The sequence below is a fragment of the Saccharibacillus sp. CPCC 101409 genome (assembly GCF_030518235.1).
Lineage (GTDB): Bacteria > Bacillota > Bacilli > Paenibacillales > Paenibacillaceae > Saccharibacillus.
This window is the reverse complement of the sequence record NZ_JAULSA010000004.1, coordinates 245,369-259,536: the sequence shown is the minus strand read 5'-3', so window position 1 is coordinate 259,536 and position 14,168 is coordinate 245,369. Positions and strand designations below refer to the sequence as shown.

Sequence of the window (14,168 nt, the reverse complement as noted above, 5' to 3'; positions counted from 1 at the left end):
CCTCGTTTCGGCAAGAATTTTTTTCCAAACCGACTGCTTTTGATCGATTCTCTGTCTTATTATAACTTATCACGGATTTTAAGCTATTTACCTCTTGCCATAAGAAATGTTGACCAACCGTGCGCATTTGCGGAACGATTTGAGCGGTATGGGTTCAAAAGGCAAGGTTGTTCGCTTCATCGATCTTGACGCTTAGGGAACCAAAGAAGGAAAAGATTCAATCGAAGTCACGCGTCCCTCTCTCGTCTTCACGATGGACAGCGGGGATTCGACCCCCAGGTTGGCAAGGTGTTCAAGGAACGACTGGCGGTCGATCGTCCGGCCCGAATCGTCGTCTATGGAGTCGAGCAGGATGTACGTTGTGTCGTCCGTAACGTTCATCGGCGTGTCGATCGCATACTTGTTCAGGATATATACACCGTTCGCCAGTTCGTCTTCACCGACGCCAAGTCGTTTCAAACGGTCGCGGTCTTCGATCGTCAGCCGTTCCGCCTGATCGAAACCGAAGGTGTCGTCCGCCCCGTTCAAACCGGAAACGTAACCGAGCAGACGGCTTTCCGGAGTATGGGCAAATTTGGACAGTGCTTCGTCTTCGCCGATTTCAAGCTGGTTTTGGAAAATGCCCGGGTTAATCCCGCTCTTGATATAGTCAAGCGCGACACGCGCCGGATCGAGCAGATCGTTAGACCGGCCGTTATCGGCCTGAGCTTGAAGCTCGGCGAAATAATCGGCGGGTTCTTCCAGGGTCGCAGGCGTCTGATAGTAAATATTCCCCTGAGTGTCTTTCCAGCGTTCCACCTGCCAGATGCCGCCTGCTCCCCGGCGGGCCGGCTGGGAAAGCAGGAGCTGCGACGTTTCTCCGCTCGACGCCGGGAACTTTACCAGAATATGCGCGCCCGGGAATGTCTCCGCCGTAAGTTTGCCTTCCTGCTCAAGATGGGCGCGCAGCGCGGTCTCGCGTCCGGCCGGCGTGGAGAAATCGCCTTCCGCGCTGCCGATCACGCCTTCGTAAACGGGTGCGGCACCGCTGCGCGAGAACATCAGCATCGGTTTGCCCATCGGGAAATCTTCGGTTATCCAGCCGTTGTCTGTTCCGACATCGGTCACGGGCTCGCTGCCGGCCGGATCGGGCTTTATGCGGAATCGGAGTTCCCACAGTTCGACCGGCTCGCCGGGAAGACCGGTTACAATCGCTATCCGTTCGAATCGGATCACCTTGCTATCCACAATGTCGGGATTGCCCGGTCCTTTTTCGAATTCGGCGATTCGCTGCTGCACATATGCTTCCGCATAATCGAGTTCCGTAAGCTTTTGAGCCGCGGCCGGGCGGTCGCGCAGCGGATCGCCGATCAGCAAAGCGCCGCAGACCGCGACGAGCAGCGCAGCCGAGGCGACAACCGGACGCTTGGGTTTGCGGTAATTCAGAATGCGCACGATGCGTTCCTTGACCGGACCGCCTCCAAAAGAAGGAGGGAATACACCGAACTTCTCCCGTCCGGCGGACAGCGCCAGCAGGGAAGAAGAGTACTCTTTCTTGATCCCGCTGCCCAGCCGCCGTACGACCTTCTCGTCGCAGGACAACTCCATGTCCCGGCTCATCGCGTGGAAAGCGATCCAGACCAGCGGATTGAACCAGTGCACGCACAGCACGACAAACGCAATCGGCTTGATCAGATGGTCGAAGCGGCGGATATGCACCCGCTCATGTTCGACAATGTATACGAGCTCGCGCTTGCCGAGCCCGACCGGTACGTAAATGCACGGCCGAATCAGGCCGAATACGAACGGTACGGCGATCGCGTCCGTTTGACGGACTTTATTGCCGAAACCCGGCAGCGCAGCAGAAGGGCGGAGCCGCCGGCTCAGCGAGGCGGCGGACCAAATGCTGTACAGCAGCAGCCCCGCCGCGCCGGCCAGCCAAACGGCCGCCGCGGGCGCGACCCACGGCCGTATTGCCGGCTCTGGAGACATCCCGGAGCCCAAAGCAGGAGCGCCGCCGGCGTTTTCCAGCGTCGCAATTCTTTCGGCGGCCAACGGATCGACCGCCGATTCCGCGCCGGCCCGTACGCCGGCGCCTGCGGCATCTCCTGCCGCCGGAGCCGCCTGGCCGGCCGGAGAGTTCGCCGCATTCGTCCCGGCGCTTTCAATCGCCGCCAGTGAGGCGGTTGGGTCGCTTCGGCCGCCGCCAAGCGCGGCCGATTCGTTTCCGCTCTCCGAAGAGTGCGCGTCAGGCTGCGCGGCATAAGCGAATCTGCCGGCAAGATCCGCCGAGGCTGCCGGAAGCAGGGTGACCGCGCTTTCGACCGATACCGGCGAAACCAGGCGAAGCAGCACCGCCAGCCAGAGCAGGTACGAGAAGATCTTGGGCGCTTTGCGGAGCGGCATCCGGATCAGCAGCACGAGTACGATAACCAGCCCGGCTGTCAGACTCATATTCAGCAGTTTCAGGAACGCTTCGCTCATGTTGATTCCTCCTTGTGCTCGTCGATCAACCGCCGAAACTCCTCGATTTCGCGCGGATTCAATTTGCGGCTGCGGGTAAAGGCGGCCAGGAATTTCGGCAGCGAGCCGCCGAACGTATCCTGTACGAACTGCCGGCTCTGCTCGGATTCGTACTCGTCTTTGCGCATCAGCGCGCGCACCTTTCCGCTTTCGTTGGCAAACAGACCTTTGTCCTCCAGGCGTTTCAACATTGTATAGGTCGTCGATTTCTTCCAGCTCAGTTCGGTTTCGCACAGTTTGACCAGCGCGCCGGACGATATCGGCTCGCAGTTCCAGATCAGCTCGGCGAATCTGGCTTCGACTTCCGTTAATCCGATTTTCGGCATAAGTTCTCCTTTCGCAGTTTACAAGTTGTAGACCCTATTCCCACCATAAGTCTACAACTTGTAGACCTAAAGGTCCAGCCTTCTTTTGCACGCATCTTTTTTAAGATTTAAAACATTCTATAAAAAAGTAAGCTAAAGGTATTGCGTAAGAGAAAACAAAGTGCTATGATATGTTCATAACAAAAAGTTAGTAATAAATATAAATAAAGTTTAAGAAAAAAAGAATGTAAATTTGAAATTCAAAAATTTAAAATTAATCGGAGGGTTTTATCATGGAAAAGTTGAATATCGGCATCATTCTCGGAAGCACGCGTCAAGGTCGTCTGAGCCCGCAGGTCGGCGAATGGGTGAAACAAATCGCGGACGCCCGCGGCGACGCGAATTACGAAATCGTGGATATCGTGGATTACCGTCTGCCGCTGCTCGGCGAAGAGGACGCTTCCGAGCAGGCCGCGGCCTGGAATACCAAGCTGGCCGAACTGGACGGTTTCGTCTTTATCGTGCAGGAGTACAACCACAGCATCTCGGCTTCGCTGAAGAACGCGCTGGATTACGCCCGCGAAGCCTGGAACAACAAATCGGCCGGCATCGTCAGCTACGGCTCGGTAGGCGGAGCGCGCGCGGCCGAACATCTGCGCGGCATCCTGGGCGAACTTTCCGTCGCCGACGTTCGCGTTCATCCGGCGCTGTCGCTGTTCACCGACTTCGAGAACGGCGCAACGTTCAAACCGGCCGATCTGCACCTGGTCAACCTGAACGGCATGCTGGATCAGGTGCTGGCCTGGGGCGGCGCGCTGAAGACGCTGCGCGCGCCGGCGGCACTGGTCTAAGCAGCAAAAAGCTCCTTCGCCCGCAAAGGCGAAGGAGCTTTTATTTGCGTACAGCCGATATTCGGTTTACACGGATTTATGCGGCTCTTTTCCGCACGCGAATCCGGTTGATTACGAACGTAACGGCGAAGACGAGCACCAGAACTCCGAAGAAGATCTCGTGGCTCATATGGTAGATGTCCGCGGTATCGAGAATCATTTTGACCCCGATAATGAAGATCAGCACGAACGCCGCGTTTTCCAGTTCCGGAATCTGGTCCATCAGCTTCAGGATCAGCGTGGCGACCAGACGCATCATCAGGATGCCCAGCAAACCGCCGGCGATCAGAATCCACGGATTCGGCGAAACGGCGAACGCCGCGAGGATGGAGTCGATCGAGAAGGCGATGTCCATCAGCTCGACCGTAATGATCGTGCGTACGAACAGGCTCAGGCCGGTCTTGGCGAGCAGCTGCTGAAGCTTTCCTTCTTCTTCGTCTTCTTCGTCGTCGCCTCCGGCGCTTCGGGCTTTATCCCAGAAGTGCTTGATCGCGATCCAGAGCAGATAGGCGGCCCCGATGTATTTGACCCAGGAAATCTGGACCAGATAAATCCCGACGCCGATTGCGATAATCCGGAAAATATAAGCGCCCCACAAACCGTACAGCAGCGCTTTTCTTCTTTGTTTCTCCGGCAGTTTGTTGACGATCGCGGCCAGAACGAGCGCGTTGTCCGCCGACAGCAGGCCTTCGATAATGACCAGCGACAAAATGAATCCCCAACCCGTCGCCGTGCCGAACGCTTCGAGGAAGGTGCTCATTTCGAATAAGTGGCTGTAGCCCATTTCCATTCCGTTACAAATCCTTTCCCAGATAAGTGTTTTGTGACATATACGCTGTTACTACGGCAAAGCCGTTTCCAGGTTTCAAAAAAACGAAAATTTTTTTGGTCGGAAAGCGAGCTTTACAAATCGTCTCCTTTCATTTAAATTCTTTGCGTTAATTGTAAAGGAAAGCTTCCGCAAAACCTAGCTAAAATTCGCAAAACCGCCATATTGCGTTCGAAGCGAGCACTCCGGCTGCCTCATAAGCTTTTTAAGATTCGCTTGCGGCTCCGAAAGGGTAACGGGTAGATAGTCGGGAATCGGAAACCAGTCGAAAGGGCGGCGTACCTAATCATGAAACGAACCGGAAAACAGACGATCGGCGGAGCCGGATTCCATGTGGAGGTGGAAGGGGAAGGTCCGCCGCTGATTTTGCTGCACGGCGCCTACTGCAATTCGAGCGTCTGGGACGATCATATCCGCCTGCTGTCGCGCAGCTTCACCGTGATCCGTTACGACCAGCGGGGACACGGGCGCAGCGACGGAGTCACGGGGCTCTTTTCCCATCATCTCGATCTGAAAGCGATCTTCGATCATTTCGGCTTGAGCCGCGCCCCGCTGATCGCTTCGTGCGCCGGCGGCGGCATCGCGATCGACTTCGCGCTGGCTTACCCGCAGCATGTCGAGCAGCTGATCCTGACCGCGCCTTCGCTCGGCGGCATGCGGATTCCGCTGCGCGCGATGTGGGAAAGCTTCAGCGATATCCGCCGCGTGAAGCGGCAGGGCATCGAGCGGGCGGGCGGACTGTTCGTGCGCAGCAAATACTGGAGCCACGCTGTGCCGAGAGAAAGTTTGCAGCGGGCGCGCTTCAAGCAGATGTATCTGGACAACGGCGTTCATTACGGCGGCAGGCTCGGCATGCACCGGCCCCTGTTTCCGCGCGCTTACAAAAGGCTGGGCGAAATCCGCTGTCCCGTGCTGATCGTGGAGGCGGGGAGGGATTCGGCGTTCAATAAAAAGGTCTGCCGTTATCTGCGCCGCGAAATTCCGCACGCCCGGCTCGTCGTCATGGAAAGCAGCGGTCATCATCCTCATCTGGAGCAGCCGCTGGAGTTTGCGGCGATCGCGATGAGCGCGCTGAAAGAAAGGATGGAATCCTCATGAAAAAAAGATTCGCATTTCCGCTCGTTCTGGCGCTCGGCGCCGCATTTTCGCTTCCGTCCGCCCCGGGAACTCCGCATCGAGCCGAAGCGGCTTCCGCCAAAGAATGGCTGACGCTGTCTTCGGGGGCTTCATATTACGGAGAAGTCGCGAACGGCGTTCCCGACGGGCGCGGCACGATCAAATGGGGAAGCGGGAAGCAGTACTCCGGCGATTTCGTTAACGGCAAACGCAGCGGGAGCGGGAAGTATATCAACCGGTATGCCGACAGCGACGCCTACGGACGCTCGCACAAAGTCGTGTACAGCGGCGAATGGAGCGCGGACAAGATGAACGGGAAAGGGGAATGGACGCAGCACGTGACGGAAAAAGACGGCGCGCAGGTTTCGAACGAGCTTCGCACCGGCACTTTTACGAATAACGTTTTGACGACGGGCTACGATGTGATTCACGCCCAGGCCGATCCCGATTACAGTTTCGCTTATCTGGACAAAGGCTTCCGTCTGAATATCCTGAGCGGCAGCCAAAATCTGCTGGCGAACTGGAAAAGCGGCGCCTTGTTCGACGTGCAGTATCGGAAAGGCGCGGTAACCAAACGGTATTCGAGCTTTGCCGGCGACACCCCGGCCCAGGAACGCGACCGGAAAGCCGCGTTCAAATATCTGCAAACCGTCACGTCCGAAGTGGCGCCGCATCTCCGCCAGTTCGAAGCCCTGTCGAAAAAGGTGCCGCTGAGTTAAGAAGAAGGCTGCGTTTGTTCGCCGAGGCCAAGTCGAAGATTCTTCCGGCAACTTTTTGCTTCTCCGGCGCGTCTAGTCAGTAAATACTCAAGCCGGGGAGGAACGTCTTTATGTCCGTACCGATCAAACCCGTACTGCTGCTGTCGTCTCTGCTGCTCATGCTTGGCGGCTGCTCGGACCGAAACGTGCCGGAGCGAACGGCGGAAGCGTCCGAATCGAAACGCGAAACCGCGCTTGCGAGTCCCGAACGGAGCTTAGAAAGCAAGCCGGAATCGAAGGTTTCGATCGCGCAGGAAGTCGAGCCTGATTTTCTCGGCATACGCGAAGTGGACGGACAGGGGAAGACTGTGCGCAAATGGGCGTCGGACCGCTGGAATATGGTTCAACCCGTTACGGTTGCGGACCGCGGCAGCAGCGAACGCACGGCTTTGCTGGCGTATGACGGACAACAAGCGCAGCTGCTGGAACAGGATGGGACGATCGAAACGCTGCCGCGGCCGGAATGGCCGGACGAGGAAGCGGTCTTCGGGACCGATTACGGCGAGCTGCTGATGACGGACCGGATTGTAGACGGAGAAGCGTACGCAATCCGCGGCGGACAAAACCTGTACCGGATCAACGCGCAAACCGGCGAAGTGAAGTTCGTCATGCGCTCGGATTCGCCGATCTACGGAGCCGCGGCTTCGCCGTCCGGCGAACGGATCGCGCTGCTTGTGTCGTCCAACGGAAAACTGGAAACGTTTGCCGATCTCATCGTATTGGACGGGGAGGGCAGGGAAATGTATCGGCAGCAAGAAGCGGCGAATGTGCCGCACAGCGACGGCTTTTTCTACGCGTATCCCGTTGAATGGACGGACGAACATACCCTGCTCGTTCCGCGCGGCGGGTTCGGCGATATGCCGCCCGGCGCGAAATGCGAGATCGATCTGAATACGGGGCGAGAAACGATGACGCTGCCGGATTCTCTGCCGGACGAAGCTTTTGCGCTGCTGCGTTCGGCAGACGGAGAAATCGGGAAAAACGACCTGACCGGCGTGCTTGCGCAGCCGGGACAAACGCCGTCCGTCTATGCGGTCGCGGAATGGCACGGCGGCGTAAAGGGAGTCTGGCTGCTGGATATCGATTCCGGCAAAACCGTAAAACTCGGACCGGGCGATCCGCTCAAATGGACGGACGAGGGAACGCTGCTGATCGCGCGGAACAACGAAGAGGCGGGCATCGGGTTCGTTTATCTGGGAATGGACAAATAAAAAAAGCCTTGGCCTCTGAATTCACAGCGCCAGCGCTTCTTCGGTAATGCGTTTGATATCGACCGGGGACAGCGACTCTTCGCTGACCATGTCCGGCAGAATATGATCCAGGAAATAATCGACGCACGCCAGTTTGATCCGTTTGATCTTGACGAGCGCATTGCGGTACATGACCACGAATTCTTTTTCCGTGTTGCCTTTTTGCAGCTCGGCGAACGCTTCGTACACCTGGTCCATTTTGTCCGCGACTTCGAGGATCAGCCCTTCGACGGAGTCGTCTTTGCCTTCGCGCAGCTGGTTGAGGAAGATCGGCTTGAATTCTTCGGGGATATGCTCCTCGATAAAATGCGCCACCATGCCTTCTTCCACCTGCTGGATCAATTGACGCAGCTCCGGCGAGGAGTGCTTGACCGGCGTTTTGATGTCTCCGATAAAAATTTCGCCGTAGTCGTGGCTGCTCGTAATCTCGTACAGCTTTTTCCAGTCGATAACCGTGCCGTGCTGCTCTTCGATATCGGCCAGCGTTTTGGCGTACTGGACCACTTTCCAGGAATGCGCGGCGACGCTGTGCTCTTCGAATTTGAACTTGCCGGGGCAGCGGATGATTCGCTCCAGTTCGTTCAACGAGCGGAAATAGCGATGAATGCCCATAGCTCTCTTCCTTCCTTCTTGAATTCGATTTGGTTGAAAAAATAGATTCAGGCACTTTCAGTATAGCCGTGTCATATTCGGAGAACGTCAACGTACAGTCAAGCGGCGGTCAAAAATATGTCTGAAGGCGGACGGGCGCGGCGAAAAACGGGAAACAGCGGCGTTTCGATTCGCATGGGCCGAAGACCACTCGAATCGAAAATGCCGCTGTTTACGGATCAGCCAATCTTCGCTTCGGCCTAGAGGGCCGCGAAGAGGAATACCGCTCAAACAGAGCGTAGATGCTGCTGAGCGGGATCAGATAGGAGTCGCGTTGGGCTGGGCTCCATGTTCAATGAGGAAACGAACGCGTTCCAACGATCGACTCGACTCTGTGGTCGAACGTCTCAGGAGCCAGTCGAGTGCTCGGAGAAGTGTTCCAGCAGCCAGCTGCGGGCTTCGTCGGGGCGCCAAGAACAAAACTCTTATTGAGTAAGCTGATCCTCAATAATCTTGCCATCTTCAATCACGATCCTCCGCTGGCAGTAGGCTGCCATTTTGTCATCATGCGTAATGAGAAGTATGGTCATACCTTGTTGATTCAGTTCAGAAATCAGCTGCATGATCTGACCGGCGGTTTTGGAGTCGAGGGCTCCCGTAGGTTCATCGGCAAGAATAATTTCCGGGTAATTAACCAGTGCGCGAGCGATCGCGACACGCTGGCGCTGACCTCCGGAAAGCTGGTTCGTCTTGTGTCGGGCCAGATTAGCTATGCCAACTTTGTGTAGCGCTTCCATGGCTCTCGTTTTCATAGTTCGATAAGCCATTTTGTCAAAGAAAAGCGGCAGCATGACATTAAAAAGAACGGATTGTTGATTGATTAATGCGAATTCTTGAAGGACGAAGCCAATCTTTTTGCAGCGAAGGGCTGCCAGCTCGGCATCCTTCATTTTTTCAACCTGCTGTCCGTCCAACCGGTATGTCCCCGAGTCCATGGTATCCAGGCAGCCCAGTATGTTGAATAATGTTGTTTTCCCGGCACCGGACCGACCCTGGATGGCTACCATCTCTCCTGGCTGAATGGTCAAACTGATATCCGATAAGGCGGTGAACTTGGCTTTGCCCAACTGATAATTTTTGGTGATCTGATGCACTTCAATCATGATGACATCCTCCTATAAAGTTGCATTGGTGTATGTCGGCGGCTAATCATCAAGGCGGGCAGCAACAGGAAAACCAGCAGCACGGCCAGAAAGAGCAGAACAAGCGATACCGAGGTGCCGTCCAGCACCACTTGATGCAGGTTTAGCCAGTCAGCTTGACTAATCGTTGGATAGAACAGGATAAATAACAAGTTCAGCAGCGCCGGCGGCAAGAAAATCATAAATAATCCCTGAGCTAATATTCCTATCATCCGTTTTCGGCTGCAGCCGCAGAAGAAATACAAGATCTGGTTTTGTGCGTTGCGCATAACGTAAAGGGAAGAAATGCTAAACAGGCAAGAAAAAGCGCTGAAAAACAAAAATAAAGGGATGGGCAGTATTTCTTTTAGCTGTTCGATATGACTTTCCCGACTGGCGGTTATAATATCCTCATATGTATGATAAGAGCCATAGGAACCCAGTCGCGTTAGCAGCTCGCCTTGCTGCTGTTCAGATAACCCGTTTTCAAAAACAACCCAGGCATTTCGGTCTATCATCACCTGATCGGACGTATCCAGTCTACTTAGCAAAGAAGGTTCATCTCGCACAAGGATTACAGGCTGATCACTAAGGAGATAATCCGATAAGATTATGGTAGAACCGTTACTGAGAGACAAAGTATAACCCGGATACTTTACTTTGCCATATACATTCAAAGAAATAGGTTTTTGCGTTCGGCTGTATTCAGCTGTTAGCACGTCGCCCGTCTCGAAATCGGAGAATCCTGTTCCGCCCAATACAATAGGGAGCGGCTGGTCTACTGAAACGGGTTTGTCTGGAAACCAACGGCCATCCACAGCCATAGAAAAGTGACGGAGCAAAGCATCGTTATACACGAGCATCTGGTAGTTGATTCCATCGATTTTCATACTGCCATATGAATAGATCGAGATGATTTCTTTGATTCCCGGCCAGTCCGCGATCTCTTCATAGGTCCGAGCAATAGCGGAGAAGGTCCCATACATATCTTGAGCCATCTGGTTGTCATCAACAGCAAGTTTGAGATAGACAGAGTTATTGATTTCTGCTTGTTCAAGCAAAGTCCGTGAATAATTTTGATAGCGAATCAGCCCAATCAGATAGGTCAGGACAAACAGCGCCAGAGTTAAGACAATCATCAATAGCAGAGCCGCACCCTTAATCTGGAGCAATGACTGCCAGACTAATCGAAATTGTTTCAAATCATATACCTCCCGCCCTTATAAAGTCGCATTTAATCTATACGATACCTTCACTCCTCTTCTTCGGGTTACGGCTCGCAAAGCTAAAAGCGGCTTACGGCCGCGGTGCTTCGTGTCAAATCTCGTTGATTTAATCGATAGAGCAGAGCCGTTACTCCAATAATAATCAGTGTCAAACGTATGTAGTCGGTTGTTGTATACACAATGTCCGGACTCAGGTTCAGGTGGGCGAACACCGACGTGTAGAAGAGCCTGTGGAAACCAAATGCGATTACTAGGGTAGTCGCAGCTAAAAAAACACTTTCCAGTAGAGCAATTCGCGCCAGCTGTCGTCTGGAACTGCCGGTTAAACGATAGATCCCGTTCACTGAGCGGTTTTGTTCAAAGAGATACTTGCTTATAAAAGTGAGGGATGAAAGCGCCAGTCCATATAAAATAGCCAGTATTGCAGCTACAATATTGGTCTGAGCCGGATCTAAGCCATTGTTAAAGGGGGGCTGGATAAAGTTCTCGGGAAAATAACTCTGTAAATAGACCGTTACTTCGTCTCTTATCTTCGTGTTGGTCACAACATTTTCCAAACGAATCACTACAAAATCCGGTTCTTCGATCTGCTTTAGAAAATTCCGGATCGGTATAATGACAGAGAAAACGCCGGTATGACGCCCGATTAGACGGTATTGACGGTCTCCGATATGAAAAATCTTATTGCTAAAATTTTTCAACTGCAATACGCCAGGCACAATTACAGGCGGTTCAGCCGCCGCTAAGTCGGTATTATTAAATTGAACCTCTCCTTGTACCGCAAACAAATGAAGTTGATTATGGTATTCCGCTTCAATCATTGGAATCACATATGGATATCCGTCAAAATTAACATCCGGAAAATCTTCTTTAGCCCACTTTTTTTGCAGCAAAATACTAGGTGTTTTCAAATCATCAAGAAAGGGCCAGTTTTCTTCCATTTCTTTCACTCTATTTATGTCGAAATTATTCGTTTCATGTAGATCAATGCTATAAGAACGATAAAATGAAGCGTCACCTTTAATAATTTTCAAAGCCGGGATTGTGTTGCCGTAGACATAGATTAAAATCAGACTGCACACTACGGAGCTGCATAAGTAAAAAAAGAAAGCTCCCGGGTTTGTCCGCGCATACTGCCTGACCCGTGACCAAACCAGAATCAATTGTTTCATCCGTCATCACCACAATCCTAAATGAAATAAGGTTTCTAACACGGTGAGTCCCCCTATTTTTTGCTGATTTCGCTTATGCTCAAAATTTGGCTCCCCGCAGCAAAGCTGTAGGGAGCTAAGGTTTTAGAGACCAGAAAGAATTGTCTCGTACCCAATGAAAACAGGTAAAGACTTAGAAGGTAGTTGACTTGGCAATATAACCATCGTAATTTCCTGATCCCGTTATGGTTCGCGATGAATTGTGCGATGCTGCATAACAAGCTTGATTTCCTGCATCAGCGTTACCGGAAGATACCCATCCAGCCCCAGAACCGAATTGACTATTTTGATAGTTAACTCCATTAATGCCGACAAGAGTTACAGTTGCATAACCTTCCATTCCGTTAGCCAGGCTAATCTGGGTGTTTCCCGTGGCTCCGCCCCAACCAGCAGAAGTATTAAACGTTCCCCTCATAACATCGCCGAAAAATGACTTGCTGTAATTATTGTTAAAGTTATGGCTAAACGTAGTGGTTTGGGTGGTTGTCGCTCTTGAAGCGAAAAATTGCAGAGCCTCTTTCGTTTGTTCTCCAAATTGCGCTGATACTGAAGCAACAGACAGTGTGGCAATCCCGAAAATCAGCGCAGTCGAAACAGCAAGCTTTTTGAATTTTGTCATGTCGGTAACCTTCCTTTCTTTCATTTTTAAAATTAATACCTTCACTTTCAGAAATACCGAACCCATCTTTCTCCTTTCATGTTTGGAATCGTTACACTTCCCGCGAAATCTGGTTGTCTATAATAATAGACGTTACCAACTCCCAAAACCTGACACAATTAAGTGAAGTTCTTTCTGAATAATAGATTTATGATAAAAAAAGGAGGATTAATCCTTATTTACAGGAATATAGTAATCATTTACCATGGGAGTAAAAAGTGGATATGTAAAATAAATTTGTCTAAGCCAAGTGAGGGGATACGATGAATGAGAATGAGGATTGGTGGATACTACTAGATGCGGACTTTGGGCGATTGAACCGAAGTATACAACGTCGAATATACAACAATTTCTACACGTTTGCTTATCGAGAAATCGCTATGCTTATCAAGGATCGTACAATGACAGAAGATATAATCCAAGAGGCGTTCCTGAAAATAATTAATAATCGACATAAGGTGAATCATGACGGTTCCATAAAACAATGGTCGAGAAAAATCATTAGAAATCATTTAATCGATACATTGCGGAAAAAAAGAGGTCGTGAAATAAGCATCGAGATCGTTTATAAAGAAATAAGCGAAATTATAGCGGACACAGAAGCGGCGGCGACAGTCGAGAAAACCGTTGAGAATTCACAGCGTAACCAGCTTCTTCACGAATCTATCCATAGGTTAAAACCAGAGTATAAAGAACTTATTTTGAAATTTTACATAGAAGAAAAATCTTATAAACAAATATCTTTCGAATTAGGGGTTAGCGAGCAAGTGATTGCAAAACGCTTGTCTCGTGCACGAAAAATGCTTTCTAATCTGTTTTTAAAAAAGTGGGGTGATGAAGAAAAATGAGCAATCCAGAGGATCGCAAATATGATCGACTTTGGGAAGACATGACCAAAGAGATCGAAATACCAGACAGTACGTCTTCATGGAATGCTTTACAACCGAAATTAAAACGCAGAAAGCGCCGAAAACAGCTAATATACCGGACAAAGATTGTTGCAAGTGTATTGGTTGCATCGTTGTTGATCAACATATTTTCTGGAGGAGACTTTACACAGAAAACGTACGCCCATATTTCCGGATTTTTCAATGATATGATTCAGGTGTTCCTACGAAAACCTGCTAATGATCCGTCGTCTTCCTTAACCGTACCGCCGCCAACTTTTTTTGATGAAAATGAGAGTCGAAATACTGAGGCCGGACCAGTAAAATCGGAGAAGGTTACATTGGATGAGGCTGGACAAAAACTCGCCTTTCCTCTCCTGCTGCCTTCCTATGTGCCGGAGCAGCTAAAACTTTCAGATACCCGGATTTTCAAAGATGCGGAAGGTTCATTTCGCTCGGTTTATCTGGAATATGAGGATTCGATTGGATGTTTAGTGAAAGTTAATCAGCGCCTAATAACCGACAATAGTTCCATTATGACGGAGGTTCCAGAAGGGGCGGGAACGATTTCGGAGGTTATGGTTGGTGAATATCCGGGCATACTTTTAGAAATTTCCGACGGTACTGTTATTATTGAATGGATTGCAAGAGATGTAAAATTGGTTTTGTCTGGCCCCTTAACGCCAACAGAAGCACTGAACTGGGCCGGAGCCTTCAAACCGGAATAAAAGAAGCCAAGCAGTTGATGCACTGCTTGGCTTCTT

General features: G+C 51.5%; 14 protein-coding genes. 6 read left to right on the top strand and 8 right to left on the bottom strand.

Translation table 11 applies throughout. The annotated features are described in order from the left end of the window. Positions 1-192: 192 nt before the first annotated feature. Both QWJ34_RS11460 and QWJ34_RS11455 read right to left on the bottom strand, forming a co-directional pair. Entirely contained in the window at positions 193-2,463 is a 2,271-nt protein-coding gene (locus tag QWJ34_RS11460; protein WP_302727830.1) for a M56 family metallopeptidase, read from the bottom strand. After that, on the bottom strand, positions 2,460-2,828 hold the full coding sequence (locus QWJ34_RS11455; RefSeq protein WP_302727828.1) for a BlaI/MecI/CopY family transcriptional regulator: 369 nt from the start codon (positions 2,826-2,828) through the stop codon (positions 2,460-2,462). Before QWJ34_RS11455 ends, QWJ34_RS11460 begins: the two co-directional genes overlap by 4 nt. 272 nt (positions 2,829-3,100) lie before the next feature. Between QWJ34_RS11455 and QWJ34_RS11450 the strand changes: the two genes are divergently transcribed. Further along, entirely contained in the window at positions 3,101-3,658 is a 558-nt protein-coding gene (locus QWJ34_RS11450; RefSeq protein WP_302727826.1) for an NADPH-dependent FMN reductase, read from the top strand. 76 nt (positions 3,659-3,734) lie between these two features. On the opposite strand, the gene QWJ34_RS11445 is transcribed toward QWJ34_RS11450, so the two are convergent. Then, positions 3,735-4,487 (bottom strand): DUF475 domain-containing protein, encoded by a 753-nt coding sequence (locus QWJ34_RS11445; RefSeq protein WP_302727824.1) that lies wholly within the window; start codon positions 4,485-4,487, stop codon positions 3,735-3,737. A gap of 327 nt (positions 4,488-4,814) precedes the next feature. Here QWJ34_RS11445 and QWJ34_RS11440 point away from each other — a divergent pair, with 327 nt between their 5' ends. From QWJ34_RS11440 to QWJ34_RS11430, 3 genes are all read left to right on the top strand, one after another. After that, entirely contained in the window at positions 4,815-5,624 is an 810-nt protein-coding gene (locus QWJ34_RS11440; RefSeq protein ID WP_302727822.1) for an alpha/beta fold hydrolase, read from the top strand. Next, positions 5,621-6,361, top strand: a complete 741-nt coding sequence (locus QWJ34_RS11435) for an MORN repeat-containing protein (protein WP_302727820.1) — start codon at positions 5,621-5,623, stop codon at positions 6,359-6,361. The genes QWJ34_RS11440 and QWJ34_RS11435 overlap by 4 nt, the downstream gene beginning before the upstream one ends. Before the next feature lie 110 nt (positions 6,362-6,471). Continuing rightward, positions 6,472-7,611: a TolB-like translocation protein gene (locus QWJ34_RS11430; RefSeq protein WP_302727818.1), complete on the top strand. Its 1,140-nt coding sequence runs from the start codon at positions 6,472-6,474 to the stop codon at positions 7,609-7,611. 21 nt (positions 7,612-7,632) lie between these two features. Here QWJ34_RS11430 and QWJ34_RS11425 read toward each other — a convergent pair whose 3' ends face one another. The 5 genes from QWJ34_RS11425 to QWJ34_RS11405 all read right to left on the bottom strand — a co-directional run bounded on the left by QWJ34_RS11425 (position 7,633) and on the right by QWJ34_RS11405 (position 12,478). Continuing rightward, positions 7,633-8,262, bottom strand: a complete 630-nt coding sequence (locus tag QWJ34_RS11425) for a YfbR-like 5'-deoxynucleotidase (protein ID WP_302727816.1) — start codon at positions 8,260-8,262, stop codon at positions 7,633-7,635. Positions 8,263-8,726: 464 nt separating this feature from the next. Continuing rightward, positions 8,727-9,404 (bottom strand): ABC transporter ATP-binding protein, encoded by a 678-nt coding sequence (locus tag QWJ34_RS11420; protein ID WP_302727814.1) that lies wholly within the window; start codon positions 9,402-9,404, stop codon positions 8,727-8,729. Further along, positions 9,401-10,624, bottom strand: coding sequence for a hypothetical protein (locus QWJ34_RS11415; protein ID WP_302727812.1), 1,224 nt, complete (start codon positions 10,622-10,624; stop codon positions 9,401-9,403). Before QWJ34_RS11415 ends, QWJ34_RS11420 begins: the two co-directional genes overlap by 4 nt. An 83-nt stretch (positions 10,625-10,707) precedes the next feature. Then, positions 10,708-11,820: an ABC transporter permease gene (locus tag QWJ34_RS11410; protein WP_302727810.1), complete on the bottom strand. Its 1,113-nt coding sequence runs from the start codon at positions 11,818-11,820 to the stop codon at positions 10,708-10,710. A gap of 172 nt (positions 11,821-11,992) precedes the next feature. Then, on the bottom strand, positions 11,993-12,478 hold the full coding sequence (locus QWJ34_RS11405) for a hypothetical protein (RefSeq protein ID WP_302727808.1): 486 nt from the start codon (positions 12,476-12,478) through the stop codon (positions 11,993-11,995). A gap of 302 nt (positions 12,479-12,780) precedes the next feature. On the opposite strand from QWJ34_RS11405, the gene QWJ34_RS11400 reads away from it, so the two are divergent. Together QWJ34_RS11400 and QWJ34_RS11395 are read left to right on the top strand one after the other, a co-directional pair. Beyond that, the gene (locus QWJ34_RS11400; protein WP_302727806.1) at positions 12,781-13,365 is read left to right on the top strand and encodes an RNA polymerase sigma factor; all 585 of its coding nucleotides are present in this window, start codon (positions 12,781-12,783) and stop codon (positions 13,363-13,365) included. Continuing rightward, on the top strand, positions 13,362-14,132 hold the full coding sequence (locus QWJ34_RS11395; protein ID WP_302727805.1) for a DUF4367 domain-containing protein: 771 nt from the start codon (positions 13,362-13,364) through the stop codon (positions 14,130-14,132). Before QWJ34_RS11400 ends, QWJ34_RS11395 begins: the two co-directional genes overlap by 4 nt. The last annotated feature ends 36 nt before the right edge of the window (positions 14,133-14,168 follow it).